Source organism: Bacillus sp. J41TS8 (genome assembly GCF_018333035.1).
GTDB lineage: Bacteria > Bacillota > Bacilli > Bacillales > Bacillaceae > Bacillus > Bacillus paralicheniformis.
Genome location: NZ_BORF01000002.1, coordinates 61,439 through 87,705, shown reverse-complemented (window position 1 = coordinate 87,705; position 26,267 = coordinate 61,439). Strand labels below are relative to the sequence as shown.

Sequence of the window (26,267 nt, the reverse complement as noted above, 5' to 3'; positions counted from 1 at the left end):
TTTCGCGTCTTTTTTCCCTGCTTCTTTCATATCGTGAGGAATGGAGAAACGATAAGGAGGAAGAACATGCTTAGAGATATGGGAAGACGCCTGGCCATCACCGTTATTTTAAGCGGTATTATTCTCGGGGGGATGAGCATCTCCCTTGCAAACATGCCAAGCTCGCCCCCCGGCCAAACGGCCAAAATCAACCGTTAAAAAAGATGCAGCCTATCCGGGCTGCGTCTTTTTTTCTTTTCAATCAAATATTTGATATGATGTTATGGACAATAAAGGAGGTTTTGCCAATGAATTCGTTTACTGATAAATTGAGCAAATATGCGAAGCTTGTAGCCGAAGTCGGTGTAAACGTTCAAAAAGGACAGAAAGTCGTCATCAACGCGTCAACAGAAGTACGCGATTTTGCACGGCTCCTCGTCAAAAGCGCCTATCAAAGAGGGGCAAAAAACGTGACGGTCCGCTGGCAGGATGATGAGGTGACAAGGCTGAAATATGAGCTGGCCCCAGCGGAAGCCTTTGAAGAATTCCCTGAGTGGGAAGCGAAAGGTCTGGAGACGCTCGCTAAAGAAGGCGCCGCTTTTATTTCCATTGTCTCTTCAAGCCCTGATCTTTTGAAAGGCATCGATTCCAAAAAAATCGCGGCCCAGCAGAAAGCCGCCGGAAAGGCGATGCATACATACAGGCAAATGATTCAATCGGATAAAGTCAGCTGGACTGTCGTCGCAGCACCTTCACCGGCCTGGGCAAAAAAAGTTTTCCCTGACGCAGATGAAGAGACAGCTGTGCAAAAGCTGTGGAATGAGATCTTCAAAACGACCCGCGTCGACCGTGAAGATCCTGTTCAGGCGTGGAAAGACCACGATCAAACTTTGCGCGATAAAGTAAGCGTCTTAAACGACAAGCATTACCAAGCCCTTCATTACCAAGCAAAAGGAACAGATTTGACGATCGAGCTTCCTGAGAAGCACCTGTGGGTCGGCGCCGGAAGCACAAACGAAAACGGCATCGAGTTCATGGCCAATATGCCGACAGAAGAAGTATTCACCGCTCCGAAAAAAAACGGAGTGAACGGCACTGTTTCAAGCACGAAGCCGTTAAGCTACGGCGGCAATCTGATCGACGGCTTTCAGCTGACATTTGAAAACGGACGGATCACCGATGTCAAAGCTGAACAAGGTGAAGAGATTTTAAAAGAACTGATCGAAACAGATGAGGGTTCACACTATTTAGGCGAAATTGCGCTCGTTGCCCACGATTCGCCGATTTCCAAGTCCAATATTCTGTTTTACAACACGCTGTTTGACGAAAACGCATCAAACCACCTCGCGATCGGCAGTGCGTACGCATTTAACATCGAAGGCGGAAAGCAGATGTCGCGCGAGGAGCTGGCGAAAGAAGGATTAAACGAAAGCATCACACATGTTGACTTCATGATCGGTTCAGGAGAAATGAATATAGACGGAATCACAGCAGACGGAAAAAGAGAGCCGATTTTCAGAAACGGCAACTGGGCGATCTAAAGCATTCCGCACAAAAGGACCTCAGAAAACTTCTGAGGTCCTTTTATATCGTGTCCTCATGCGGCCAGCCCTCCTAACTTCCGTACATAGATGGAGCTATAAAGCCGGCCCAATGCCCCGCCTCCTCATGATTTAGGCAAACCGCTTAAATGTTCATGCTTCAGCTTCCAGCTTCCTGACTCGTCCTTTACAAATACGTTTGTCGCACGGCCTGCCCCTTGAACCGGTTCGCCCCTATAAAATCCTGTCCATTCGTATGTATAAAGACAGACGGCCTGTTCGTCCGTTTCCGTGATCCAACTGACATGATTGGCACTGTATACTTCGTTTTCGATTTGCTTCCAGGCGTTTTCAAAATAACGCTGAATTTCCTCAGCGCCCGAGCACGTTTGATCCGAAAACCAGTACACAGCGTCGGGATGAAGGAGCTTTTTGACATTCTCAAACTCATGTGTGTTTGTAGCTTGAATATATTGCTCAAGAGCCTTGCGGCATGACACGGCAACCATCTCCCTTTTTTATAAAAAAACCCGCTTTTTAAGGCGGGTTTTCTAGCATTACGCGTAAAGTTCAGCAAGCTTGTCCTGAACCGCTTTGTCTTCCAAAAACTCGTCATAGCTCATCTGTTTATCGACGATTCCGTTTGGCGTGATTTCGATGATGCGGTTGGCGATTGTTTGGACAAACTGATGGTCATGAGATGTAAACAGCATAGCGCCTTTAAAGCTGATTAAACCGTTATTCAGCGCTGTAATGGATTCGAGGTCCAAATGGTTTGTCGGCTCATCAAGCATCAGCACATTGGCGCCGGACAGCATCATTTTGGACAGCATGCAGCGGACTTTTTCTCCCCCTGACAAAACGCTTGCTTTTTTCAGCACTTCTTCACCGGAGAACAGCATCCGGCCTAAAAATCCGCGCAGGAAGCTTTCGCTTTGGTCATGCGGCGAAAATTGGCGAAGCCAATCGACAAGGTTTAAATCGCTGTTTTCAAAATACTCGCTGTTATCTTTCGGGAAAAACGCCTGTGATGTTGTGACGCCCCATTTAAACGATCCGCTGTCAGGCTCCATTTCCCCGGCAAGGATTTTAAAGAGCGTAGTAGCGGCAAGCTCATTCCGGCCTGTAAAAGCGATTTTATCCTCTTTATTCATCATAAAGCTGACCGAGTCAAGCACCTTGACACCGTCAATCGTTTTCGACAGGTCTTTGACGACAAGCACATCGTTTCCAATTTCGCGTTCAGGTGTGAAATGCACGTACGGATACTTGCGCGATGACGGTTTAATATCGTCAAGCGTAATCTTTTCAAGCAGTTTTTTTCTTGATGTCGCCTGCTTCGATTTGGAGGCGTTGGCGCTGAATCTGGCGACGAACTCCTGGAGCTGTTTGATCTGCTCTTCTTTTTTCTTATTGGCTTCCTGATTCATTTTTAGCGCAAGCTGGCTTGATTCATACCAGAAATCATAGTTTCCGACATAAATTTGAATTTTGTTAAAATCCAGGTCGGCAATATGCGTACATACTTTATTCAAAAAGTGGCGGTCATGCGATACGACGATAACCGTATTCTCAAAATTGATTAAAAACTCTTCAAGCCATTGAATCGCCTGAATATCCAAGTGGTTGGTCGGCTCATCGAGAAGAAGGACGTCAGGTTTTCCGAACAGGGCCTGTGCAAGAAGAACTTTCACCTTTTCGGAACCGCCCAGATCGGCCATTTTCTTCGTATGGAGCTCTTCAGGAATGCCGAGGCCTTTTAACAAAATCGCCGCTTCCCCTTCGGCTTCCCAGCCGTTCAGCTCGGCGAATTCGCCCTCAAGTTCTGCGGCGCGGATTCCGTCTTCATCTGAAAAATCGGGTTTCATGTAAATCGCGTCTTTTTCCTGCATGACTTCATAAAGGCGTTTATGCCCCATGATCACGACTTTCAGCACTTCATGTTCTTCATACTCAAAGTGGTTCTGCTTCAGGACGGCAAGGCGTTCGCCCGGGCTCATATGAACCTCGCCCGTCTGAGGCTCGATTTCACCTGACAATATTTTCAAAAAAGTGGACTTTCCGGCGCCGTTTGCTCCGATCAATCCGTAGCAGTTTCCCGGCGTAAACTTAATATTTACATCTTCAAACAGCTTCCGGTCCGCAAACCGCAAGCTGACATTTTGAACAGCTATCATTTAAAATCCTCCATCTATACTTCATTAAAAAGAGTATAACACGAAAATTCCGCAAGAGAAATGCTTTGCTTTTTTACGATAAAGTTTTAAAGAAAAATATATCAAAAAAACTCTTATTCACACTTTCTCGGTGACAATATGTTACAATTATTGAAGAATGGGGGAAGGAATAATGAAATTGAAAGATGACCCTGATATCATCAGGTGGATCAATTCGAGGCCGCGCCAAGCGCTTTTCGTGTCAGTGGCCATGGTGATTTCTACGATGTCTATCGGGCTTTTCAAAGGGTTTGATATGTGGACCTCTGACTTTTTTATATTTTCCTGTCTGCTGATCGGCTTCGGCCTCCTTGTGGGATGGCTGCAAAAGATATATTATAAAAAGGTGATATTTGAAGAAAACTCGGATCGTTAGACGGAGGAAGACATGAAGCTTATCACTTTGACGGAATACTGCATGTTTATTTTTTTCGCAGGGGTTTATCTTGCCGTAACCGGCTTTACAGCACGGGATGTCGGCCTTTACATCGGGATTGCCATGATTTATGTGTTCGTTCATATCGCGGCGAAACGAATGCTGTCAAAACGGGGAAAAGAAGCCGCGGAAATCAGAGTCTTGTACAGCGTTCTTCTGATTATGGCCTCTGTGTTCGTTACCGTACTGTTTATCGCAGTGCTGGCATCAATAGCCGCATAAATCAAGCAAAAATGCCTGATTGTCCAAATGGACATCAGGCATTTTTCAGTCTGTTTTTCGGATTTCGTTGAACGGGAAAAACACAAATTGTGAAGTCCCGGCGACTCGTTTTTTATCGATCAGTCCGAGTCCGTTCCGGCTGTCCATCGACCTCTGGCGATTGTCTCCCATCACGAAATACTTGCCTTCCGGAACCTTCACAGGGCCAAAGTCGCCCGTCAGCTTGACGCCGACTGCTTCCGCCTCTTTTCTGTTTTCCGAAAGATACGGCTCAGACACCTTTTTCCCGTTTATGTACAGCGTGTCATCTTTCATTTGCACGGTATCTCCCGGCAGGCCGATCAAGCGCTTTACATAATGGACATTTTTTTCATCGCCGTCGATAATGACGATATCTCCCCGCTTAAATTCGCCTACGTATTTAACCGTTTTATAGACGAACAGCCGCTCTCCGTCGTGCAGCGTCGGGTCCATTGATGTACCTTCGACTAAATACGGTTCGAATAAAAATGCCCTGATCAATAACGCCAGAACGACTGCGATAATAATGGCTTTTACCCATTCAAAGAGAGAGTTTTTATTTTTGGTGGATTTTTCTTCAGTCAAAACGCTTCCTCCTAAAAACAGTCTGTCACAGCATACATGCAAAATAAAGCTTTCCTATACTTTATCACAAGTTCCTGCCGAATACATAATCCCCGCGCTCACTTCCGGCAAAAACGGTAAAAAAGAAAGTGCCACGTTAGGATTACTGTGGCACTTTCAGCACTTATTTTTCAGTTGGAACCGGCTTTTTCAAGAAGCCGAGAATGAGAGCCGTCACAACCGCACCGATCAAGATACTGAGGAGATACAGCAGCGCATGGTTCGTCGTAAAGAAGAGAACGAATATTCCGCCATGCGGCGCTTGCAGTGTGACATGGAAAAATTGAGACAAACCTCCGGCAACTGCTGATCCGATCATACAAGCAGGAATGACGCGCGCCGGATCTGCTGCCGCAAAAGGAATCGCACCTTCAGTAATAAATGACAAGCCCATCACGTAGTTGGTAATTCCGGCTTCGCGATCCCGTTTTGAGAATTTATTTTTAAAGAAAGTTGTTGCAAGAGCAATTCCAAGCGGAGGCACCATACCGCCTGCCATGATCGCTGCGTGAGGTCCAAAGTTCCCAGCTTCAATCATCGCGATACCAAATGTAAAGGCCGCTTTGTTGATCGGACCGCCCATATCAATCGCCATCATCCCGCCTAAAACAATACCCATTACGACAAGGTTTCCTGTTCCAAGACCTTCAAGCCAATGTGTCAGGCCATCCATAATGAACTTGACAGGCGTATTGACAACATATTGCATAATGATTCCGGTCAAGAATATTCCAAACAGCGGGTAAAGCAGCACAGGTTTTAAACCGTCAAGCACTTGCGGCAGACCAGCGAACACTTTTTTCAAGAGGACAACAATATAACCAGCTAAGAAACCGGCAATCAGGCCGCCTAAGAACCCGGCGCCAGCTTGTGTCGCCATGAAACCGCCGACCATACCAGGCGCAAATCCCGGACGATCTGCAATGCTCATCGCGATAAATCCGGCCAATACAGCGACAATTAATCCAAGTGCATTCGTTCCGCCAATATTATTTAATACAGCAGCGAACTCATTATAAGTCGGATCACCCGGCTTGGTCGCGTTGATTCCCCAGAAGAACGAAACCGCAACTAAGATCCCGCCCCCGACGACGAATGGCAGCATGTTGCTGACACCGCTCATCAAGTGTTTGTAGAAACCGCCGCCTTTTCCTTTGGCAGCTCCGTCATCAGAATCGGATGCACCGCCGCCTTTACCCTGATAGATAGGCGCGTCTTGTTTCAGCGCCTGCTCAATCAGCTCTTTCGGACGTCTGATTCCTGCTGTAACTGGTACTTCAATGACATGCTTGCCTTGAAAGCGATCCATTTCAACCTGCTTGTCGGCGGCGACGATGATCGCAACCGCATCTTCGATTTCCTGCGCTGTCAGACCATTTTTAATACCGCTTGAACCGTTCGTTTCAACTTTGATATCAACGCCGAGCTCTTTCGCTTTTTCCTTCAAAGCATCGGCAGCCATGAACGTGTGGGCGATCCCTGTCGGACATGCTGTAACCGCAAGGATTTTTCCTTTTGCTGATGGTGCAGGCGCTTCTTCTGCCTGTTCTTCTTCTTCATCATCTTTATCATGCTGGTTGATGATGTCGATGATTTCGTCTTCGGATGAAGCTTCAAGCAGCTGTTTGCGAATCTCTTCCCTCATTAGCAAAGTCGACAGTCTTGACAATGCTTCCAAGTGAGTGTTATTCGCGCCGTCTGTAGCGGCGATCATGAAAACAAGATGGCTTGGCTGACCGTCAAGCGATTCATAATCGACACCGCCTTTTGAACGGCCGAACGCGATCGCAGGCTCTTTAACGCTTGCCGTTTTCGCATGAGGGATGGCGATACCTTCGCCGATACCGGTGGAACTTTGTTTCTCACGGTTGATCACGGCTTCTTTGTAGCCTTCTTTATCATTCAACTTGCCTGCCTGATCCAAAACGCTGACGAGTTCTTCGATAACGTTTTCTTTCTGGCTGCTCTCAAGGTTTAACTTGATCGTATGCTTTGTTAGTAGCTCAGTTATTTTCATAACCTTTCCTCCTTTATATCGCTTTGACTTGAACTTCCGGAAGCAGCTTGTGAACGAGCTCTTCCGTTCCCAGCTCCTCTGAAAAGGCGGTTGCGCTTCCTGACGCAACACCTAAGCGAAAAGCTTCTTTGATGTCGAGCTGTTTTTCAATGCCTGCGAGAAAGCCTGCAACCACTGAATCTCCTGCGCCGACTGAGTTCACGAGCTTTCCTTTAGGTACGTTGGCATGGTAGACGCCGTCTTTTGTAAATAAAAGTGCGCCTTCCCCAGCCATGGAAACGATCGCGTTTTCGGCCCCGCGTTCAACGAGTTTCTTACCGTAAGGCACCGCTTCTTCCGCTGAAGTGATGGTTGTCCCAAACATTTCACCGAGCTCGTGATGATTCGGTTTCATTAAAAGCGGCTTCATTTCTGCTGCTTTTAAGAGCGCCTCACCCGAAATATCAACGACAACCCGGACATTTTGCTCTTCGCATTTTTCTGCAATCTTTTCATAGGTGTCCTGCGGCAATGAAGAAGGAATGCTGCCAGCCAATACGACAATGTCCCCTTCTTTCATCGCTGAAAATTGGTCTAAAAAGGCGGCGAAATCTTCTTCGCTGATGACCGGCCCCTGCCCGTTGATTTCCGTCTCATCCCCGGTCTTCAATTTGACATTGATGCGCGTGTCTCCATTCACTTCATGAAAAGCCGTTTCAAGCTTCTCTTCTTCGAGAAATGATTTGATATACCCCCCGGTAAAACCGCCGATAAAACCGAGAACTTTAGAAGGTACATGGTGTCTGTTCAGTACGCGTGAGACATTGATTCCTTTGCCTCCGGGGTATTTCGTGTCATAGACTGAACGATTCAGCCCGCCTACGGAAAATTCTTCAACGTGAACAATATAGTCGACCGATGGGTTGAGAGTTACAGTGTATATCATTTTTTCACTACCTTTACGACAGTTTTTTCTTGATAGTTATCAAATGAATGTTTTGCAGATCCTGCTGTAATGATAGTTGCTTCGTCTAAACCGGCAAAGGCAGAAAATGAAATTTCCCCAAACTTGGAAACGTCAGCTAAAATAAATGCTTTTTTCGCCTGGTTGACAGCTTTTGTTTTCAAAAGCGCTTCTTCAGGATCCGGAGTCGTAAACCCCGCTTCTTTATGAATGCCGTTGACGCCGATGAAGCTTTTGTCAAACCGGTATTGGCTGATGGCTGATAAAGCCGAACCGCCCACGATTGCTCCGGTTTTATACTTCACATACCCGCCTAATAAATAAAAAGGAATGCCTTTTTTACCTAATGCCTCAATGTGCATGACTCCATTTGTGACCACGATAATATCCATCTCCGGATCGATAAAATCGATCATTTGCAATGTGGTCGTTCCGGCATCAAGGTAGATACAATCGCCTTCTTCAAGAAGTGAGGCCGCTTCTTGAGCGATTTTTCTCTTTTCATGAAGGTTTTTGGATGATTTCTCTAGCATGTCAGGCTCCGTACGAATATCGGAAAGCCTCGATGCCCCTCCATGAACACGCTTTAAATATCCGCGGGCTTCCAGCGTCGACAAATCTCTTCTGATCGTTGACTCGGATGCGTTCGTTAAATTCATTAAGTACTGGATTTTCACGACATCATGCTTTTCAATCTCGTCAATAATCAGCTGATGCCGTTCGGGAGTCAACACATTATCACCCCTTTTGGAAACGCCTTCATTTAGCTTACAATTACATTGTAAACGCTTTTTCGACATAACTCAACAAAAATCTTTCAAATTCATTCAATAACCATCAAAATCTTTCACATTTTAACATATTATCGTGATATGTACCGTTTGTAAACTGTATAAACTATAAAAATCCGCAAAAATATGTGACATTATTATTATCTATTCCTTCAAACATCATTCAGATCACAACGATAAAAACCTCATGCTCGCCGCATGAGGTTTTACAATCATACATCAGCCTAATGAATGTTCTAAAAATACTTGCCATAAGCCTAATAAATAAGACAACATCAGCATCATAATAAATATGACGGAAACGCCGATCCACGCTGCCCGTTTTGAAGCGCCCGCTGCTTTTTGCAGTCCTACCGCCGCCAGAACATACGCCCATATTGTAAAAACATCAAACATCTCCAGGACGCTCAGAAGAGGCTCCTCGGCCGGAATATATCCATCAAGAGATGAGAACGAAAACGCGATCTCAGAATTCGAAGCATAATACACCAAACCGATGATGACGTCTCTGATAACAGGTACAAATGTGGCAAAGACAGACAGAGACACCATGCAGGCAAAATTGGTGTTTCCGCCGCCTATTTTAGCAATCAGCCACAATACTAAAGCGCTGAGCACGAAGAATATGACAGACTGAAAAACATTACGGGCGGCCTCTAGTCCAGGATCTATATCCAAACCAAGAAACTCACTTAGTTCCCAACAAACAAGATAAACGGAAAAGGCGGATAACGCCAGCACGATGATCATCGGCAGCCAAATTGCGGGCCTTTCTCTCATTCTTTCAAACTGACGGACAGGGCTCGTGATGATACCGAACAGTGACGGTTTTTTTACTTGAGTTGCTGTTTCTATATTGGCTTCCACTCTAAAATTCCTCCTGTAATACCTCTTTCATAACATAATGATCAATTTTTCAGCACTTTTAAGTCTATCATTAATGTAAGAAGTGTATTTTTAAATTTAGTTTAATTTTCGCATACAAAAAAACCGCCTCTAAAGGCGGTTTCAGCGTGTCGACAAACTCTCGCATTTGTTGTCAGGCCTGCTAAGTCGATGCTCATGAGTAGGAGCGGGTGTTTCAAAGTGACGCTTATCGGCTGACGGCTATATGCCGCTTTACTCATACCTCAATGCATCAATCGGATGAAGGCGGGCCGCTTTATTGGCCGGGATGAGGCCAAAGATAACCCCGATCGCCATGCTGAACAGGACGCCTCCGAGGACCACCTGCCAGGAAACGAGCGGCGGCCAACCGGCAAAAAACGAAACTAGGGCGGCTCCGCCGTATCCGAGGCCGATGCCAAACACCCCGCCAATCAGCGTGATCAAAGACGATTCTATTAAAAATTGCATCAAAATCTGGCCTCTTGTTGCACCAAGCGATTTTCGAATCCCGATTTCCCTCGTCCGTTCCGTGACCGACACCAGCATAATATTCATGACGCCGATCCCGCCAACGAGTAAAGATATGCCTGCAATTGAGCCGATGAACATCGTCATAATTGTTGTAATCTGGCTGATCCCGGCCGCTATGGCCTCCATGTTCATCACTTCGTACGATTCCGTGGTGCCGTGATTGTTGTTGACGGCCGCGGCAGCCTGCTTTCCGACGGCTTGCAGATGGTCGGCAGATTCAGCTTGAACGGAGACAGAGTCATAGTCGCTAATGCCGAAGGACGATTTTAACATTGAAAACGGAACATACATCTCATTCATCCCCAACGCAAGCAGCCCGGTTTCTTCTTTTAATACGCCGATGATTTCAACGGGCTGGCCATTGATCCATACGACGCGGCCGAGAGGCGACTGCTGAGAAAAAAGTTCCTCCGCAAGTTTCGGCGAAACGACGGCGACCCTGCTTCCGGCATTGTAATCCTCTTCTGAAAACTCTCTTCCCTTTTCGACTTCCATCGAGTTGATGCTGATATATCCGTCATTAATGCCGTTTACAGCGGCATCCGTTTTTTCATCCCGGAAACGGACATTCATAGACTCGGTAGTTTTCGCAACGACATGCTTCACGCCTTCGAGTGACTTTAAACTTCTGATGTCTTCTTCGGTGAAGCCGGCGTCTAAATAGGCGTTGGGATTGGACGTCAATTCTTCATTGCTGGGCTGATAATAGATTTCGACCGTGTTGCCGGGCCCGCTGATCGTCTGCTTGAGCATTTGCTCTCCTCCTTGCCCCGCTGCAACAACGACAATAACAGAGCCTACACCGATAATGATTCCGAGCATTGTTAAAATCGAGCGCAGTTTATGGGAAAGGATGGAACTTAACGCCATTCTCAAGTTTTCGATGAGATTCATTGCACCGTCCCCCTCCGCTCTGTTTCCGGCGAGACGATCACACCGTCCCTCACCATGATGATCCGGCTTGTATAATCTGCAATCTCCGGTTCGTGGGTGACGAGCACCACCGTCGTTCCTTCCTCATTCAATTCGGTGAATTGCTCCATGATATCCCGGCTTGTTTTCGTATCGAGCGCTCCGGTCGGTTCATCGGCCAATATCAGCTTCGGTTCATTGACGATCGCTCTTGCGATGGCTACACGCTGTTTTTGGCCGCCGGAAAGCTCGTTCGGCAAATGGCGCATTCTGTCCTTGAGCCCGACTTTTTCAAGCGCCCGTTCGGCCCGCTCCCGCCGCTCTTTTCTTGGAATGCCGGAGTAGATCATCGGAAGCTCCACATTCTTTATGGCATTCAGTCTCGGCAGAAGCTGAAACTGCTGAAAAACAAAACCGATTAAACGGTTTCTGACGCCGGCAAGCTCCCTTTCACCATATGATGAAATATCCTCGCCGTCCAGCCTGTAAATACCCGATGTCGGGCGGTCAAGACAGCCGATAATGTTCATGATTGTCGATTTTCCGGAACCGGAAGGCCCCATGATGGACAGATATTCACCCGGCTCAATTTTCATATTGATCTCCCTGAGAACATCAATGGTTTCCCCTCCGATTTGGTAGCTTTTTTTCACGCGGGAAAGCTCAATCATTGAAGCTTCACTTCCGTTCCGCTTTTCATGTCCTCGGCCGGGTTTGCGATAACCCGGTCCTTGTTCGTCAGACCGCCGGTAATTTCAACGACGCCATCTGCTTTCTCGCCGGTTTTGACATTGATCCTTTTCGCCTTTCCGTCTCTGACGACATACACGTATGATTGATCATCATCCTGCTTGACGGCATCTTCAGGAAGAGCCTGAATGGTTCTTTTGTCCGTCTGGATTTTGAGAATCATATTGAAGCCGGGCTTTGCTTTAGGACGCTCCCCTTTTATTTTGACTTCAAACGGATATTGAACAGCTTGTTCCTTTCCTCCCGCAGCACCTGCAGACGCCTCTTCTTCGGGAACCAATCCGACTTGAGAGATTCTGCCCCGCCACTCTTTATTTTGGATGACATCCGACGTGATGGTCACGTTCTGTCCCTTTTTCACTTTCAATGTGTCATACTCTGACAACACGCCTTTAACGACAAGCTTGTCCTCGTTACCTATATGTATAACCGGCTTTTGAATATCCGATTGCTTTAAGGCGGCTTGTTTATCAGCGGTGATCACTGTCCCGTCAATGCCGCTTTTTACTTGCAGCGCTGCTGATTTTTTCGCGAGCGTTTCCTTTTGCAGGTCGGCTTGTTTCAGCTCAAGCTGAAGCGATTTTTCTTCCATTTCAAGCTGGGACCGTTCGTCATCCATTTGCCTTTTGGCTTTTTCCGCTCCCAGCTCAGCCTTCAGCTCGTCTTCCTTGCTTTTTAGACTGCTGATTTTTCGCTTTACCTGTTCAAGCTGGAGTTCCTTCGATTGAATGGATAAAGCATTCTGTTCTTTTTCCAGGCGAATTTCTTCGTTCGTATAGGTGAAAAGCACATCTCCTTTTTTCACCTTGTCGCCTTCTTTTACTTTGATGTCGGCAATTTTCCCTTTTTCGGGTTCAAAATATTCGTATTGTTCGTTGGCAAACTTTAGGGCGCCCGGAACCATGACTTCAGAAGAAATCTCTTTCTCTTCCAATTTGACGGTTTGGACCGCTGTTTCAGCCCCTCCGCCCGTTTGCACCGAGCGGTAGAGGTTGAGTCCGATAAAAAGCGCAGCAGCCCCAACAATGATAATGCCGATCCATATTTTTTTCATTTACATTGCTCCTTCAAATGTATCGAAGAAATTCCTCGCGATTCCGCCTGTTAAAGCGAGCAAAATGGAGATCACAAATAAAATGATCACACCGGTCCAAGCCGCTTTTTTGGAGATGCCCCCAACCTTTTGGAGACCCAGTGCAACCAGTGCGAGCGACCAGATGGTGAAAATATCAAATACACCTAATACCGATTTGAGCGGCTCGTCTGCCGGGATGATGCTGCTTAAAGACGTGATGGCGATCGTGGGATCAATATTTGAATAATAGATCACAAGCCCGCCTATGAATTGCCCGATAGCCGCAATAAAATATGTAAAAACAGACAGCGAAAACATGTGAACAAAATTGGTTGTTCCTCTTCCGATTTTGACAATCAGCCAATAGATTAAAGCGCTGATCAGCAAGGCAATCACAAAGCCGATGATCCCGCCGATGATCCCGCCGATGATCCCGATTCTCTTCATAGTGGCTTCAAATGTTTCATCATCTCCCGGCATTTCCGACAAATCGGTAGATAACACCGTTTTTTCGCTGAGCATATACGCGCCGGTAACCGACAATAATAAAACAATAACAAGCGGAAACCAGACAGCCGGCTTTTCTCTCATTCTCTCAAACTGTTCTCCGGGATGGGTAATCAATCCGAACAATGACGGATTTTTTACTTTTTCAGTTTCTAAATGCGTTTCCATATGTATCCCCCTTAAAAAATGAATTACCAGTTTATACGCAGAATCATCTAAAATGTTTCACCTCTGTTTTCTCAAAAAAACGCCCCGGCCGCATTTCAGAATATGCGGCCGCGGACGGTTTCAGTTTAGTTTCGCTGAAACATTTGATACTGCGCTTTCACCAGCTCATAATACATTCCACGTTTTTCGATTAATTCCTGGTGATTTCCTTCCTCTATTTTCCGGCCGTGGTCAAGAACCAGGATTTTATCCGCATCCCTTATCGTTGAAAGCCTGTGAGCGATCATAATAGCTGTTCGGCCATGGAGCAGGGTTTTCAATGCAGCCTGAATCTTGACTTCCGTTTCTGTGTCAATACTTGCGGTTGCTTCATCAAGGATCAGAATGCGAGGGTCTGCCAGGAGCGCCCTCGCGAATGAAATGAGCTGCCGCTCACCTGCCGATAATACATTGCCGCGTTCTTCCACTTCTGTGGCGTATCCATTCGGAAGCGCTGAAATAAACGAATCGGCCCCGACAGCTTTTGCTGCTTCGATCACTTCTTCATCGGCGGCATTCGGACGGCCAAAACGAATATTTTCCATAATCGTTCCGGAAAAAATAAACGTATCCTGCAGCACGATGCTGATTTGCGAACGAAGATCGGAAAGCGAGATATCGGTAATCGGTATTCCGTCCACTTTGACAGTCCCGCCTGTTGCATCGTAAAACCTGCTGATCAGATTCGCGATCGTCGTCTTCCCTGATCCTGTATGTCCGACAAGCGCGAGCGATGTTCCCGCCGGCACCTCAAATGAAATGCTGTGCAGCGCCTTGCGATTCCCGTCATAAGAAAATTCCACCTGTTCAAATTCGATCCGGCCTTTTAATTCTTTAATTTTGACCGCATCTTCCTTGTCTGCCACACTCGGTTTTTCATCCAGAAATTCAAATATCCTCTCTGACGAAGCCATCCCCATCAACAGCTGGTTGTAGACTTGGCCGAGCCTTGAAATCGGCTCCCAGAACATTCCGAGATAGAAGGCGAATGAGACAAATACACCGATCGTAATCGTTTCATTGATGATTAAGCTTGTGCCGTACCAGATTAAAATGGCCGTCCCGACGGCGTTTGTCATTTCTACAAGCGGGCGGAATGTCGCATTTTTTTTCGTCGCTTCCCGCCAGGCTTCAAAGTTCTCGCTGTTGACGCCTTCAAAATACATCATATTCTCTTTTTCCTGCGTAAATGCCTGAGTGACCCGGATGCCTTGAATGCTTTCATTCAAATGGGAATTCAGTTTGGACTGCTTTAAGCGCACCTTTTGCCAGGATCGTCGGATTTTCCTTCTGAGATTGGTTGAAATGAAGAACATAACAGGCAGCGTCACCATGATGGCGATGGTCAGCTCAGGACTGAGCGAAAACAGAATGACGATAATACCGAAGAGGAGCAGGATATCCATCAATAAATTGATGACTCCGCTCGTAAATAATTCCTGCAGAGAATTGATGTCATTCATGATCCGGACAAGGATGGAACCTGCCGAACGCTCATCGAAAAAGCGATGCGACAGCCGCTGAACATGCGTAAATAAATGCTGTCTGAGATCATAAATGACATGCTGGCCAAGCTTGTTCATCCAGCGGATTCTCAACACATTGCTAACATAATTGACAAGATATAATCCACTGATGACGGAGATCAGAATCGCAAGAAGATTCATATCCCGGCCTGCGATTGCTTTGTCGAGCGCATAGACGCCGATCAAAATCGGCACCGTCAGCCGGATCGCCGCCGAGATCATGACCGTTAAAAAGGAGAGCGGCAGCAGATTTTTTCGGTAAGGCTTTAAATATTTGAGCAGCCTCCACATCTGCGCCCAGTTAAAAGGCTTTTCAATGATTTGGTCTGAAGTATAAAAAAACCGATTCATCAATGTTTGTTTTTTCGCCTGATTTTCCATAGCAAGAGCCTCCTATCCTGCAAAATGCGGCTCATTCAACACATTTTGATCTTTATACTGCAAATCAAAAATCCGTTTGTATAAACCGTTTTCTTCCAATAATTGTTCGTGTGTTCCCCTTTCCTTAACAACACCTTTATCGAGCACAAGAATTTCGTCGGCATGCTTTAAGGATGAGATTCTGTGAGCGATGATGAACGTCGTCCGATCCCGCATCACTTCCCGCAATGCAAGCTGAATACGGTGCTCCGTTTCCATGTCAACGGCACTCGTCGAATCATCGAGGATGAGAATGCCCGGGTTCAGACAAATCGCCCTCGCAATCGCGATTCGCTGTTTTTGGCCACCGGACAGTCCGAGCCCCCTCTCGCCGAGCATCGTATCGTATTGGTTCGGAAGCTCCATGATAAAATCGTGCGCCTGGGCTCTTTTCGCGCTTTCGATGATCTCTTCCATTGATGCATCAGGATTTCCATAAGATATGTTTGATCTGATCGTTGATGAAAATAAAAACGATTCCTGCGGGACGACGCCGATATTGGAGCGCAGCATTTTTAATGAGTAGTGTTCAAGCGGCTTGCCGTCGATCATGATCCGGCCGGATGTCGGCTCATAAAAGCGGCTCAGCAGTTGAATGATACTGCTCTTTCCTGACCCCGTCGCACCGATTAACCCGATCGTTTTGCCGCGCTCGGCTTGAAAAGACACTCCATGCAGTGCTTCAGCGTTTTCTTTTGTATATTGAAGGGAAACATCGCTGAATACGACATCGCCGTTCAGTCTGCCGTTTTTCACCGCATGTCCGCTGTCGGTGATTTCCTCTTTGGCATCAAGAATTTCCAGCAGCCGCTCTCCTGATGCTTTCGCTTGTGAAAACAGGTTGATGACATAACCGAGGTTCATGATCGGCCACATTAAGTAATTGACAAGACTGAAAAAAGCGACAAGCTCCCCCGGTTTTAAGCTGTTTTGCATCACGAGCCAGCCGCCGAACGACAGCAGGGCAACGAGGCAAATATTGCCGATAAACTCCATCAGCGGAAAGAATTTAGACATGATAAACGAAGCGTTTAAGTTTTTATTTCGAAAATGGTCATTTGAATGAGTAAAGTTTTGAATCTCAAAATCTTCTTTTGATAAAGATTTAACGGTATTCATGCCGCTGATATTTTCCTGAACTTTCGTATTTAAACGGGCGAAAGATTTTCTTATGTTCCGAAAAGCCGGATGCACTTTTTTATCAAACCTGTAGACAACCGCTCCTAAAAACGGCAGAGAAGCAATCGTTACCAGAGTCAGCGGCACAGAATAAGAAAACATGACAGACAGACTGAAGGTGACAAGCAGGATAAAGCGAATCGCCTCAGCAAAACCGAAAGATAAAAAGAATCTGATGCCTTCGACGTCAGCCGTAAGCCTCGACATTAAATCTCCCGTTTTAGCGCTGTCATAATACTTGAACGGCAGACGCTGCAACTTCGCATACAGCTCTTTTCTTAACCGGTAGACCGAGCGGATTCCGAACATATCTCCAAGATACTGATGAAAAAAAGTAGCTGCGCCCTTCGCCGCCATGACAGCAATGAACCCGAGGCTGATCCATATGACCAAACCGTACCTTCCGCCGAGAATCACTTCATCAATTGTCATTTGCAGAATAATCGGGTAAACAACAGTGATCGCCGTCATCAGAAGCATCGACACAAGCGACCACAAGAACATTCTTTTATAAGGCCAATAAAAATCTTTTAGTTTTTTAAGGGACTCCATTTGCACCAGCACCTTTCCAATTCATGTAAAACAAGGACACATCATCTAATATATCGGTTTGCGAAATAAAATTCCACCGATTTTACAAAATTCAGACTTATTATGGAGTTTTCCTCCTTCTTCCGCTTGAAATAAATCTTTTTTAAAATGTGACAGTCAATAAAAAATAGTTTCTTGTTGGCAAAGGAAATTTTTTGATGAATGAAGGAAGATGATGTAAAATAATAGAAAATGTTATCAAATTATGAATGACGGAGTTGATTGCAATGGCGAAAAGAGAGGCTTTAAAAAAACAGCTTCTCCTCTTAGGTGAATTGGAACAAAAAATCTGGAAGGACTTCCGGAAAGAACGCGAAGGGATTTACGCAAGGTTAGGAGAACTTGACAGACAAATCCAGCGACATAGACGTTCCACTAAAGAGTATTATGCAGCACATTGCGTAGACATTATTAAACAGCAAAAAGGAAAAATTGTAACGACAAAAGAACTGAAAATGAAACTGAAAGAAAGAACCAATTTTAACGTTCACCGTATTAGTGAGCTTTATGACTTGATTCAAAAATTAGAACCAAACATTTCGAAAGAACGGCGCGGCTGTTTTATTTATCTGGAAAACGGTTCGAAAAAAAACGTCGGTCGGTAACAGGCTCTATGCCTGAACCGACCGACGTTCTCAACCTCCGCTGACCGGGGGAATAAGAGCAACCGTATCTCCAGACTTAACCTCACTGTTTCCTCTTCTGTACACTTCGTTGACAGCGATCATCGCTCGGTCCGTCCCCTGAAGATTGTAAGTTTCTTTTAAAAACTGTCTGATGTCGTCTGTTGTCGTTTTTTCTTCATCTATATCAACGCTCTGCGCACCCGCTTGTTCGGCAAGCTGGGCAAACAGTAAAATTTTAATCAAAGGTCAGCACCTCTTTTTCTGTCGGAAGCCGCTGCTTCCAAATCTGGTTTCCCTTCCGGGTATTCAGTTGTCTCAAGCTGGTCGCCGATCCAAGTCTCGCCGTCCTCCCAATGTTCTTTTTTCCAAATCGGCACAATTTGCTTTATCCTTTCGATCGCATATTCGTTCGCTTCATATGCCGCTTTCCGGTGAGGTGACGACACCGCGATCACCACGGCCGCGTCGGAGATGTCCAGCCTGCCGATGCGATGGGTAATCGCTGCAGCTGTACCAGGCCATTTTTCATTGATTTCTTTCCCGATCTGAGCAAGCATGCTGACCGCCATTGGAACATATGCTTCATATTCGAGATAGAGTGTCTTTTTTCCATTTGTCCATTCTCTCACTGTTCCAATAAACGTCGTGATGGCACCGGCTTCCCTTTTTTCAACTTTTTTGACGATATCTTCGATGACAATCGGCTCTTTTGTTATAACAAATCGTTCAGACAAACGCCTTCCTCCTTTAGATGATTCAGAATAAAAGCCACGGCGCTCGGGTCTTCAATATGAAAGGATGGAACATCCGTTTTCGGCTCGCTCTTTTGATAAATGACGGCGATGATGCCGTCCAATTCCTCCAAGAGCTGACAGTCCGCTTCGTTTCTGACCATGACAACTTTTTGATATGGCGCATGTTTAAATCCTTCGATGAGAAGACACTGAACCGCTAAAACGCCATAAGCGGCAATCAGTTGATCAAGCGTCCACTCGCCGCGCGCCCTCAGCTGAAAAACGCCTGCTCCTTCGACGCCGGACGCAGCCGCTCCAGCCCGAAAAAAGCGGTCGGAATCCTTTCCCTCGGCGAAAACATCCGGTTCTCCTCCATGTCCGTGGTGTTTCAGGCAGCCAATCTTGACTCCGAGCTGACCGAGCTTTTCCGCTAGTTTTTCAACGAACGTCGTTTTGCCGCTGTTTTGGTACCCTACGATCTGGAGGATTGGAAAATGTGCGGCCACAGCTCTTCACTTCCGTTCTCATCCCGGTATAACAGAACATGCACTCTTGCCCCGGCCTCATAGCCTCTCGTTCCGCCCGGCAAAACCATCAGCGCATTGGCATCTGCCAGCGACGTGACGGCGCTTGATTTATCCAGGCCGACAGGCTCCGCATGAAGCGCCCCGTCTTTAATGGATACAAACGAGCGGACAAATCTTGTAAACGGATTAGGCTTTGGAAAATCCTTGCTTAAAACCGCTTCTGCACATAAAGAATACGGCTTTTGATGATGCAGCCAGGTGTGGAGGGACGGCTTGACAAACAGCTCAAATCCAACGAAGCAGGCTGACGGGTTCCCGGAGAGCCCAAACAGCAATTTGCCGTTTAATTGAGCAACAGTCGTTACACTTCCCGGACGCATGGCCACTTTATTAAACAGGACCTCGGCCCCGAGCTTTTCGTAAATTGCCGGCAGAAAATCAAAGTCCCCTACGGACACCCCTCCGGTCGTAATCAGAAAATCCACCTTGTCCAAAGCTTTTTCCACCGCTGCAAAGCTTTCGTCAAATCGATCAGAAATCTTCCCTAAATAAAGGGGGGTTCCGCCTGCTTCTTCAACCTGGGCGGCCACCATGCCTGCATTGCTGTTGCGGATTTTTCCGGGAACGAGGGGATCGCTGACATTCAGGAGCTCCGTTCCGGTGGCAATGATGCCTACCACAGGCTTTTTGACTGCAGGTACCGCTGCATATCCGAATGTTGCAAGCAAAGCGACGACACCCGGTGTGATCCGGGTTCCTTTCTTCACAAGCACTGATCCTTTTCTCGCATCTTCTCCGGTTTTTGAAATATTTTCTCCCGGCTCCAATGAGCGTTTTAACACCATATAGTTTTTACCGTCTTCTGAGTAGGTTTTCGTCAGCTCAAGCATGACTACCGCATCAGCGCCCTCCGGAATCTGCGCTCCGGTCATAATTCTGACAGCTTGAAAAGGACCGAGCGTTTTACCTGACACGGCTCCGGCTCCAATGTGATCAACCACCTCGAATTGCAGCGGATTTTCCCGTGAAGCACCGGCGGTATCGCAAGCTCGGACAGCAAAGCCGTCGTACGGCGAACGGTCAAAAGCGGGTACGTCGTGATCAGCCTTTACATCTTCGGCTAAAAATCTATGGAGACTCTCCTCAAGATGGATCCACTCTGTATCTCCCTGCTTCCAGTGCCGAGAGACACGCGCAGCGGCTTCAAAAACTGGAATGGGCGTTCTTTTTTCAATCATTAAAAAAACCTCCTGTTGTTACATTCCGATGACTCTCGCCAATATGGAGTTGGCTTCTTTTATATCATTTGTGCCGTGAACAAGGGCTCTTCCATCGTTAAATATGACGATTCTGAATGTCTCGTATTGTACATGCAGCAAATAATCATTCGCATCCACTTTTCCGATGCCCGAAAGTTTTTTCATGAGTTCCTCTTTAGGCAGCCGTTTTAACATATCGCTGCGAATTTGGACGGTCTCTCTTCCGCACAGAACGTCGGCTTTTTTTTGGCCCATGTTGCTGAGAAAAGGAAAAACCGGCGTTTCTCCGCACGAAGGACATGTCTCATTGCGGCCGATCTCCATTCGGAAGTGGGTGTTCGCCCATAAATCAAACGTGACAAAAGCGGTTTCAAGCGCATCTTGGTTGTCCGTTAAGATTTTTAGAATTTCAGCTTGTTGATAAGCCGACACCATTTGAACGGCCGGCGAAATAATCCCCGACGTGTCGCATGTAGCCCCGCCAATCGGAACATCTTCAAACAGGCAGGCAAGGCACGGCGTTTTTTTAGGAATAATCGTCATATACATGCCCTGACTGCTGACACAAGCGCCGTAAACCCACGGAGTGCCCGTCTCTTGGGCAAGGTCATTGATGATCATGCGGGTCTCAAAGTTATCCGTTGCATCGATGACAGCATCCGCTTCTTTGATCAGCGGTCTGAGTGTTTCCACGGTGCCGTCGGCAACATATGTACGAAGCTCAACATCGCGATTGATCTGGGAAAGACGTTCTTTTGCGGCTGCCGCTTTCGGAAGCCTTTCCTCCGCGTCTTTCTCTGTATAGAGCTGCTGCCTTTGCAGGTTGCTCCATTCCACATAATCGCGGTCTATAATAGACAGTGTACCGATGCCTGCGCGCACAAGCCCCTCGGCAGCCGACGTGCCGAGCGCCCCGGCTCCGACGATCAAAACATGGCTCTGCCTGATTCTGTCCTGACCCGCCTGTCCGATGTTTTGATATCTGATTTGTCTTGAATACCGTTCATGCATCAGGATGATCCCCTTTACTTCCTTTTCTATATCATATCATTTTTCCGTCCGCTTTTTTTTGAAAAACACTTTCCGAAAAACCCTTGCAATCTATAATAAAATATTTCATCCCGGAAAGAACGGTTCTATTTTATCTAAATCCGACTTTTTATTGACATTTATAAATTCCCACGGCTCTGCCCCGACCCTATCAGCTTCAATATACTTGACGCGGATGCGGTCGAGGAAACTGCTGATCTTCAGCTCGTTCTGCTGAAGCTGTTCGAGGAGGACGGATTTCACCCTTCTGCTGTAGACAGCAACAAGCGGCTGCGCCCTTCCGTCTGCGACCGGCACGACGGCGTCATCCGCCGGGGTCATCTGCCGTTTTAAAGCCGATATGGTCTCCTGCCGGACAAGCGGGGTATCACAGGCCGAAAAAATATAGCATTCCCCTTCCGCCCGAACCATGGCTGTGTACATACCTGCAAGCGGCCCTCTCCCACTGAACGGTTCGATATCTTCCAGCACCGCTTTTTCCCCGAGTTCTTTAAACCGCTCCGTCAGCCCCGGACGGCTCAATATCAGGACATCGCCTCCCAGCGCATGTTTGCACCATTGATAAAGCGGCTTGCCTTGCCAGCGGGCAAACGCTTTCGGTTCCCCAAAACGGCGTGAAAGGCCTCCCGATAATATGACATGTATTTCTTTCATGCAGCTCAACCTTCCTTCGCGTGTTTCTGCCTGCGAACATCATAGCAAAATTTTAGAAATCCGAACAAGTCTGTAAAATCTCTTTTTCAAAAGGCATGCCGTGTTTCATTTATGCATATTGTAGTTGTAACATTAATAGGGGGCTGGTCACCATGAAAAAAACAACGGGTTCGCTGCCTTATTTTCATGATTTATCACAGGAAAACCTTTTTTTAAAAGCGGAGCTGGCAAGGTCACATCAATTGATCCACGAGCTTGAAGCAAGCTATTTTCATCAAAAAAATCATAAGCTCAGCCAGGAAAACGCAGCGCTGAAGCAGCAGCTTCAGCAGCTGTCAATCGAACTGGAGCGGATTTCGGCAAACAAGGAAGACGAGTCGGCCGAAACGCTCAACCGGATAAAAAGCGAACTGCTGGGTAAAATCGTTGTTCTTCAGGAGCTCCTTCAAAAAGAAACCTATGCAAGAAAACAAGAGATAGAAGAAAAGCACCGCCTTCATTTAACAAATGTAAAAGCCGAAGAAGAGAAAAAAAGCTTACATAGCCAAATAGAATATGAAAAGCTTCATGCGGAAAAAGAAAAAACGCTGAGGGAAAAAAAGGAGCATGAGCTCGAAAACGCTGCACACGAAAATGCCCGCCTGAAAGACGAACTTCATGCTAAAGGTCTTCAGCTCAAACAAATCGAAACAGATGTTGCGGTATTAAAAGAGCGGGTGACAGAAACGAAAAACCGCCTTTTGGAGGCTGAAAAAACAAAAGAAGCGCTGTTTTACGAAACGATTTTATCCTATAAAAGGCAGCTCGATGAAAGTGATAAGTGGATCGCTTCTCATTTTGCCGATATTGATACATCTCAGCAGACGGAGAAGGCGCTTGAACAAAACGAAGAGCTTTTTGAACGGTCAGAGCAGATCGAGGCGGTACTTCAAACAGTTACGGAGCAAGTCGATCAGCTCCAACAGCAATTGAGCGTCATCAAACAAAATGACACGAAAATGGATCAGAAAATAACTGAATGGAAAAAGCAGACGAAAGAAGAAACAACCCCGCAAAAATGGGTCTATCAAATTAAACGCAAAGACAAAGAAACAAAACCTTTAAATTGAATACCACTTTAAGGAATAATTTGGATTTTATAAAAAACCGCTTGAGTCGATTGTCTCAAGCAGTTGATTAGGGCGGCGGCGTATATAGCGGCCGCCTTGGTGTTCCTCAAAATGGAAACGCTATCTGGAAAAGCAAGGGTTTGACTATTGCTGCTCTGTCTCGGTAGAAATCTCACCCTCTAATATATATTGACCGCGGTATGGTTTTTTGACTTCCGGGTACATTTTAATCAGGCTTTGCATAAAGGTTGTCATATTAGGGATCTCAAGTCCGCTCTCTTTTTCGATTTCTTTTTGAAGTTCGGAGCTTTTGATGGCCGCATTATGGCGTTTTAATGTTTTAATCGCCGCTTCACGCAGTTTTGCAGCTTTTGAGCCTGGACGTGCTGTACCCCTTCTGCGCCTTGTCGTTCCATCTGGAATTCCGGCAGGCAGTGAGGAGGTTTGCGGAGAAGTCTGCTGCTGGTTCTTTTGAGATGCTTGCGGCTGCTGCTGTTGTTGCTGATAGCTCTTCATCTCCTGCGCAGCTAATTCAGCTAAAACAGGGAGAGATTCCGTTTTACGCTCCGGGCGAAAATCTTTTTTTGTATCATTAAAGCTGGATGGACGATCCAATTCACGCAGCTTTGCATATATATTATCCCGCTCAATTTGATACTCCCTAATCACCTTAACCTCAGCCTCATTCAGCTGCTCCAATCTTAAACGCAATGCTTCCCTCTCGTTAAACATACCGTTTATACCCTCCTATCAGAATAAATAAACCTTCCAATAAAAATATTAGATTACCAAACTAATTTTATCAACTATTTTTTCGTTTTTCTACTGTTGCTTTCCGTTAAGAAAATAGAACTAAATTTCCGGAAAACTTGAAGCCTGAGGAGTTTTCGAAGCATTTCGGCCTACTCTAAACCCATTGTCGAAAAATGGTAAATAATGAAGGAACATAGAAAATTACTTTTCAACGAAACATAATTTAGGAATAGACTCTACTGTTTAATCGTGATGGAAAGTGTGAAATATCAATGATTAATCCGGCTTATAAATCCAGAATATTCAAAATTGCCAGATCTCACTTGTCGAATTCGCAGTTTGTTGTGTACAGGGAAAGTCAGAAATACTCCTGAAACAAAAACAGGACATAAGACTCATCAAGTAAAATAAACAGTGTCTAATGATCCATTTGTCGAAAGGGGCGGATAGAGGAAATTTTTTTGCTTTTTTTGCAATGAGGAGCCGAATAAACAAAAAACCCCATGAAAACGGGGCTTTTCATCTTTATTCAGCAGACTGTTCTGTTTCGGCAAGAACACGGTTTACACGTTTTTCGAGCATTTTCATCCCGCTTCCTCCAGCTTGAAAATGGCGAAGCTGGCCTGTTTTATCAAAAACGTAATAAGCCGGAACATATTCATTTTCGAAAGCGTCAGTCAGCTTATGGTCGCTGTCAACAAAAACAGGCTGAGTAATATCATGTTCAGCGGCAACCTCTTTGATTTTATTCAAGTCTAAATCGTCTTCTGAACGCGGCATATGCACGGCCACCACGTTTAGTTTATCGCTGTAGCGGTCGCGGAACTCATTGACTTGCGGCATTGCCTCTTTGCACAAGTGGCAGCTGATCGACCAAAAATGAATTAATGTCGGCTTTTCTCCGATAAGCTGCTCTTTTGTCACTTCTCCGTTTAACCACTCTTTTGCGCCGGTCAGTTCCGGCATCGGCTGGCGTAATTTCATGATTTTTCCTCCATTGTCATTTTTGTCGATTAAAAAGGTCTAACAAATGTTAGACCTTTCCAATCTGATTTCTAATTTGAGAATAAAAATTAAAGAGTTGCTTGACCCGGTTTCCAGTTTGCAGGGCAAAGACCGCCTGTTTGCAGCGCTTGAAGCACGCGCAATGTTTCGTCTACATCACGGCCGATGTTGTTATGGAACACTGTTTGATATTGAAGTTCGCCTTCCGGATTAATGATGAACAATCCGCGAAGCGCCACACCTTCTTCTTCAATCAGTACGCCGTATTCACGGGATACTTCATGGTTTGTGTCGGCAGCAAGCGGGTATTTCAGCTGGCCGAGACCATTTTCTTTGCGGTCTGTGTTAATCCATGCCAAGTGAGTGTGGATGGTGTCAGTTGAAACGCCGATTACTTCTGCATCAAGGTCTTCAAACTCGTCATAGCGGTCAGACATTGCTGTAATTTCTGTCGGGCACACGAAAGTAAAGTCCATAGGATAGAAGAATAGAACCGTCCACTTATCATTCTTCATGTTTTCTTCAAGGCTTACTTTTCCAAATTCTTTGTTTGCAAGAACCGCTTCCATTTCAAAGCGCGGCGCTTGTTTACCTACCATGCGTTCTGCCATTTTATGTATCCCTCCAATTGTGATTTTTGGGTTCTGCTACCCATATCAAAATGAGAATTTAAATATTAAATTCTCATTTAGTTAATAACATCACATACATAATTCATTATAATACTTACCATATTTTTAGTCAATATTAATTGATAATAAATTTAAATTAGCGGTTGTTCTTTTTTTAAGCCTTTAAAAAAAGTGTAACATGCCTCCGGATGATGAAACAACCGTTTAACACCCGACAGCCGTTTTTTTGGAAAAACAAGTTAAAACCGAAGCTGGAACTTCGGTTTTATGTTTATTACTGAAGTTTTTGCTCAACCTGCTGACAGATTTCATCGGCAGTTAAACCAGTCGCCTGAATGACAGATGCTCCGGTCATCGTATCTGAAATCCCGAGCATGTCAGTGTCCAGACCAGTGACAACACAGCAGTCGCAGCCTTTTGCATCGTCTTCGGTTTTCATCGTTACAACCTCATACCCTTTTTCCTTCAAAGCAGCCTCGACATCAGAAAGAGATTGTTCGATTCCGATTTTTTTCGACATGAAGAAACACCTCCACCAATTA

29 protein-coding genes are annotated in these 26,267 nt (G+C 45.9%); 6 read left to right on the top strand and 23 right to left on the bottom strand.

The window, feature by feature from the left end; translation table 11 throughout:
- Nucleotides 1-66 precede the first annotated feature (66 nt).
- Both KI350_RS03915 and KI350_RS03910 read left to right on the top strand, forming a co-directional pair.
- On the top strand, nt 67-198 hold the full coding sequence (locus KI350_RS03915; protein ID WP_003181378.1) for a protein YkpC: 132 nt from the start codon (nt 67-69) through the stop codon (nt 196-198).
- 89 nt (nt 199-287) lie between these two features.
- Complete coding sequence (locus KI350_RS03910) at nt 288-1,520, top strand: aminopeptidase (protein WP_065644048.1); 1,233 nt, start codon at nt 288-290, stop codon at nt 1,518-1,520.
- A gap of 125 nt (nt 1,521-1,645) precedes the next feature.
- Here KI350_RS03910 and KI350_RS03905 read toward each other — a convergent pair whose 3' ends face one another.
- Together KI350_RS03905 and KI350_RS03900 are read right to left on the bottom strand one after the other, a co-directional pair.
- On the bottom strand, nt 1,646-2,020 hold the full coding sequence (locus tag KI350_RS03905; RefSeq protein ID WP_081303569.1) for a YybH family protein: 375 nt from the start codon (nt 2,018-2,020) through the stop codon (nt 1,646-1,648).
- A 57-nt stretch (nt 2,021-2,077) separates the two neighbouring features.
- Entirely contained in the window at nt 2,078-3,697 is a 1,620-nt protein-coding gene (locus tag KI350_RS03900) for an ABC-F family ATP-binding cassette domain-containing protein (protein ID WP_065644046.1), read from the bottom strand.
- Between the two features lie 172 nt (nt 3,698-3,869).
- On the opposite strand from KI350_RS03900, the gene KI350_RS03895 reads away from it, so the two are divergent.
- Together KI350_RS03895 and KI350_RS03890 are read left to right on the top strand one after the other, a co-directional pair.
- Nucleotides 3,870-4,112 carry a hypothetical protein gene (locus tag KI350_RS03895; protein WP_075753038.1) on the top strand — a complete coding sequence of 81 codons (243 nt, stop codon included), beginning with the start codon at nt 3,870-3,872 and terminating at the stop codon, nt 4,110-4,112.
- A 12-nt stretch (nt 4,113-4,124) separates the two neighbouring features.
- Complete coding sequence (locus KI350_RS03890; RefSeq protein ID WP_165426891.1) at nt 4,125-4,394, top strand: hypothetical protein; 270 nt, start codon at nt 4,125-4,127, stop codon at nt 4,392-4,394.
- A gap of 45 nt (nt 4,395-4,439) precedes the next feature.
- Here the strand turns inward: KI350_RS03890 and lepB are convergent, their stop codons facing one another.
- The 11 genes from lepB to KI350_RS03835 form a co-directional block, all read right to left on the bottom strand.
- Entirely contained in the window at nt 4,440-5,000 is a 561-nt protein-coding gene (gene lepB, locus KI350_RS03885) for a signal peptidase I (protein WP_043928613.1), read from the bottom strand.
- A gap of 163 nt (nt 5,001-5,163) precedes the next feature.
- Nucleotides 5,164-7,056: a PTS fructose transporter subunit IIABC gene (locus tag KI350_RS03880; RefSeq protein ID WP_065644044.1), complete on the bottom strand. Its 1,893-nt coding sequence runs from the start codon at nt 7,054-7,056 to the stop codon at nt 5,164-5,166.
- A gap of 13 nt (nt 7,057-7,069) precedes the next feature.
- Nucleotides 7,070-7,981, bottom strand: coding sequence for a 1-phosphofructokinase (pfkB, locus tag KI350_RS03875; RefSeq protein ID WP_043928615.1), 912 nt, complete (start codon nt 7,979-7,981; stop codon nt 7,070-7,072).
- Nucleotides 7,978-8,733 (bottom strand): DeoR/GlpR family DNA-binding transcription regulator, encoded by a 756-nt coding sequence (locus KI350_RS03870; protein WP_065644043.1) that lies wholly within the window; start codon nt 8,731-8,733, stop codon nt 7,978-7,980. Before KI350_RS03870 ends, pfkB begins: the two co-directional genes overlap by 4 nt.
- Nucleotides 8,734-9,009: 276 nt before the next feature.
- Nucleotides 9,010-9,657, bottom strand: a complete 648-nt coding sequence (yknW, locus tag KI350_RS03865; RefSeq protein ID WP_065644042.1) for a YknW family membrane protein — start codon at nt 9,655-9,657, stop codon at nt 9,010-9,012.
- Nucleotides 9,658-9,909: 252 nt separating this feature from the next.
- Nucleotides 9,910-11,103 carry an ABC transporter permease gene (locus KI350_RS03860; RefSeq protein WP_065644041.1) on the bottom strand — a complete coding sequence of 398 codons (1,194 nt, stop codon included), beginning with the start codon at nt 11,101-11,103 and terminating at the stop codon, nt 9,910-9,912.
- Complete coding sequence (locus KI350_RS03855; protein ID WP_020451222.1) at nt 11,100-11,792, bottom strand: ABC transporter ATP-binding protein; 693 nt, start codon at nt 11,790-11,792, stop codon at nt 11,100-11,102. Before KI350_RS03855 ends, KI350_RS03860 begins: the two co-directional genes overlap by 4 nt.
- The gene (locus tag KI350_RS03850) at nt 11,789-12,925 is read right to left on the bottom strand and encodes an efflux RND transporter periplasmic adaptor subunit (protein WP_048350517.1); all 1,137 of its coding nucleotides are present in this window, start codon (nt 12,923-12,925) and stop codon (nt 11,789-11,791) included. Before KI350_RS03850 ends, KI350_RS03855 begins: the two co-directional genes overlap by 4 nt.
- Entirely contained in the window at nt 12,926-13,621 is a 696-nt protein-coding gene (gene yknW, locus KI350_RS03845) for a YknW family membrane protein (RefSeq protein ID WP_020451220.1), read from the bottom strand.
- 125 nt (nt 13,622-13,746) lie between these two features.
- On the bottom strand, nt 13,747-15,567 hold the full coding sequence (locus KI350_RS03840) for an ABC transporter ATP-binding protein (RefSeq protein ID WP_026579782.1): 1,821 nt from the start codon (nt 15,565-15,567) through the stop codon (nt 13,747-13,749).
- 12 nt (nt 15,568-15,579) lie between these two features.
- The gene (locus KI350_RS03835) at nt 15,580-17,337 is read right to left on the bottom strand and encodes an ABC transporter ATP-binding protein (protein ID WP_023857282.1); all 1,758 of its coding nucleotides are present in this window, start codon (nt 17,335-17,337) and stop codon (nt 15,580-15,582) included.
- 266 nt (nt 17,338-17,603) lie between these two features.
- Here KI350_RS03835 and KI350_RS03830 point away from each other — a divergent pair, with 266 nt between their 5' ends.
- Complete coding sequence (locus KI350_RS03830; RefSeq protein ID WP_020451217.1) at nt 17,604-17,981, top strand: Rok-like winged helix domain-containing protein; 378 nt, start codon at nt 17,604-17,606, stop codon at nt 17,979-17,981.
- A gap of 30 nt (nt 17,982-18,011) precedes the next feature.
- On the opposite strand, the gene moaD is transcribed toward KI350_RS03830, so the two are convergent.
- From moaD to mobA, 6 genes are all read right to left on the bottom strand, one after another.
- The gene (moaD, locus tag KI350_RS03825) at nt 18,012-18,245 is read right to left on the bottom strand and encodes a molybdopterin converting factor subunit 1 (protein WP_023857283.1); all 234 of its coding nucleotides are present in this window, start codon (nt 18,243-18,245) and stop codon (nt 18,012-18,014) included.
- Nucleotides 18,242-18,736, bottom strand: a complete 495-nt coding sequence (locus KI350_RS03820) for a molybdenum cofactor biosynthesis protein MoaE (RefSeq protein ID WP_020451215.1) — start codon at nt 18,734-18,736, stop codon at nt 18,242-18,244. The genes moaD and KI350_RS03820 overlap by 4 nt, the downstream gene beginning before the upstream one ends.
- Nucleotides 18,715-19,242 (bottom strand): molybdopterin-guanine dinucleotide biosynthesis protein B, encoded by a 528-nt coding sequence (mobB, locus tag KI350_RS03815; protein ID WP_020451214.1) that lies wholly within the window; start codon nt 19,240-19,242, stop codon nt 18,715-18,717. The genes KI350_RS03820 and mobB overlap by 22 nt, the downstream gene beginning before the upstream one ends.
- A complete protein-coding gene (locus KI350_RS03810; RefSeq protein ID WP_020451213.1) occupies nt 19,209-20,501 on the bottom strand; it encodes a molybdopterin molybdotransferase MoeA in 1,293 nt (430 codons plus the stop codon). The genes mobB and KI350_RS03810 overlap by 34 nt, the downstream gene beginning before the upstream one ends.
- Nucleotides 20,502-20,519: 18 nt before the next feature.
- Entirely contained in the window at nt 20,520-21,533 is a 1,014-nt protein-coding gene (locus KI350_RS03805; RefSeq protein ID WP_023857284.1) for a molybdopterin-synthase adenylyltransferase MoeB, read from the bottom strand.
- Between the two features lie 105 nt (nt 21,534-21,638).
- Entirely contained in the window at nt 21,639-22,226 is a 588-nt protein-coding gene (mobA, locus tag KI350_RS03800; RefSeq protein WP_023857285.1) for a molybdenum cofactor guanylyltransferase, read from the bottom strand.
- 152 nt (nt 22,227-22,378) lie between these two features.
- On the opposite strand from mobA, the gene KI350_RS03795 reads away from it, so the two are divergent.
- Nucleotides 22,379-23,335: a coiled-coil domain-containing protein gene (locus KI350_RS03795; protein WP_023857286.1), complete on the top strand. Its 957-nt coding sequence runs from the start codon at nt 22,379-22,381 to the stop codon at nt 23,333-23,335.
- A 144-nt stretch (nt 23,336-23,479) separates the two neighbouring features.
- Here the strand turns inward: KI350_RS03795 and rok are convergent, their stop codons facing one another.
- The 4 genes from rok to KI350_RS03775 form a co-directional block, all read right to left on the bottom strand.
- Entirely contained in the window at nt 23,480-24,067 is a 588-nt protein-coding gene (rok, locus tag KI350_RS03790) for a transcriptional regulator Rok (protein WP_020451209.1), read from the bottom strand.
- Nucleotides 24,068-24,613: 546 nt separating this feature from the next.
- Nucleotides 24,614-25,072, bottom strand: coding sequence for a redoxin domain-containing protein (locus KI350_RS03785; protein WP_020451208.1), 459 nt, complete (start codon nt 25,070-25,072; stop codon nt 24,614-24,616).
- An 89-nt stretch (nt 25,073-25,161) separates the two neighbouring features.
- A complete protein-coding gene (gene ahpA, locus KI350_RS03780; RefSeq protein WP_020451207.1) occupies nt 25,162-25,704 on the bottom strand; it encodes a biofilm-specific peroxidase AhpA in 543 nt (180 codons plus the stop codon).
- 295 nt (nt 25,705-25,999) lie between these two features.
- Nucleotides 26,000-26,245: a YkuS family protein gene (locus tag KI350_RS03775; RefSeq protein ID WP_003181323.1), complete on the bottom strand. Its 246-nt coding sequence runs from the start codon at nt 26,243-26,245 to the stop codon at nt 26,000-26,002.
- Between the last annotated feature and the right edge of the window lie 22 nt (nt 26,246-26,267).

What these genes read in the sequence shown, in the direction of transcription:
- KI350_RS03915 (WP_003181378.1), top strand. Translation starts at nt 67, where the DNA reads ATGCTTAGAGATATGGGAAGACGCCTGGCCATCACCGTTATTTTAAGC.
- KI350_RS03910 (WP_065644048.1), top strand. Translation starts at nt 288, where the DNA reads ATGAATTCGTTTACTGATAAATTGAGCAAATATGCGAAGCTTGTAGCC.
- KI350_RS03900 (WP_065644046.1), bottom strand. Translation starts at nt 3,697, where the DNA reads ATGATAGCTGTTCAAAATGTCAGCTTGCGGTTTGCGGACCGGAAGCTG.
- KI350_RS03895 (WP_075753038.1), top strand. Translation starts at nt 3,870, where the DNA reads ATGAAATTGAAAGATGACCCTGATATCATCAGGTGGATCAATTCGAGG.
- KI350_RS03890 (WP_165426891.1), top strand. Translation starts at nt 4,125, where the DNA reads ATGAAGCTTATCACTTTGACGGAATACTGCATGTTTATTTTTTTCGCA.
- KI350_RS03880 (WP_065644044.1), bottom strand. Translation starts at nt 7,056, where the DNA reads ATGAAAATAACTGAGCTACTAACAAAGCATACGATCAAGTTAAACCTT.
- pfkB (WP_043928615.1), bottom strand. Translation starts at nt 7,981, where the DNA reads ATGATATACACTGTAACTCTCAACCCATCGGTCGACTATATTGTTCAC.
- KI350_RS03860 (WP_065644041.1), bottom strand. Translation starts at nt 11,103, where the DNA reads ATGAATCTCATCGAAAACTTGAGAATGGCGTTAAGTTCCATCCTTTCC.
- KI350_RS03855 (WP_020451222.1), bottom strand. Translation starts at nt 11,792, where the DNA reads ATGATTGAGCTTTCCCGCGTGAAAAAAAGCTACCAAATCGGAGGGGAA.
- KI350_RS03850 (WP_048350517.1), bottom strand. Translation starts at nt 12,925, where the DNA reads ATGAAAAAAATATGGATCGGCATTATCATTGTTGGGGCTGCTGCGCTT.
- yknW (WP_020451220.1), bottom strand. Translation starts at nt 13,621, where the DNA reads ATGGAAACGCATTTAGAAACTGAAAAAGTAAAAAATCCGTCATTGTTC.
- KI350_RS03840 (WP_026579782.1), bottom strand. Translation starts at nt 15,567, where the DNA reads ATGGAAAATCAGGCGAAAAAACAAACATTGATGAATCGGTTTTTTTAT.
- KI350_RS03835 (WP_023857282.1), bottom strand. Translation starts at nt 17,337, where the DNA reads ATGGAGTCCCTTAAAAAACTAAAAGATTTTTATTGGCCTTATAAAAGA.
- KI350_RS03830 (WP_020451217.1), top strand. Translation starts at nt 17,604, where the DNA reads ATGGCGAAAAGAGAGGCTTTAAAAAAACAGCTTCTCCTCTTAGGTGAA.
- KI350_RS03810 (WP_020451213.1), bottom strand. Translation starts at nt 20,501, where the DNA reads ATGATTGAAAAAAGAACGCCCATTCCAGTTTTTGAAGCCGCTGCGCGT.
- KI350_RS03805 (WP_023857284.1), bottom strand. Translation starts at nt 21,533, where the DNA reads ATGCATGAACGGTATTCAAGACAAATCAGATATCAAAACATCGGACAG.
- mobA (WP_023857285.1), bottom strand. Translation starts at nt 22,226, where the DNA reads ATGAAAGAAATACATGTCATATTATCGGGAGGCCTTTCACGCCGTTTT.
- KI350_RS03795 (WP_023857286.1), top strand. Translation starts at nt 22,379, where the DNA reads ATGAAAAAAACAACGGGTTCGCTGCCTTATTTTCATGATTTATCACAG.
- rok (WP_020451209.1), bottom strand. Translation starts at nt 24,067, where the DNA reads ATGTTTAACGAGAGGGAAGCATTGCGTTTAAGATTGGAGCAGCTGAAT.
- KI350_RS03785 (WP_020451208.1), bottom strand. Translation starts at nt 25,072, where the DNA reads ATGAAATTACGCCAGCCGATGCCGGAACTGACCGGCGCAAAAGAGTGG.
- ahpA (WP_020451207.1), bottom strand. Translation starts at nt 25,704, where the DNA reads ATGGCAGAACGCATGGTAGGTAAACAAGCGCCGCGCTTTGAAATGGAA.
- KI350_RS03775 (WP_003181323.1), bottom strand. Translation starts at nt 26,245, where the DNA reads ATGTCGAAAAAAATCGGAATCGAACAATCTCTTTCTGATGTCGAGGCT.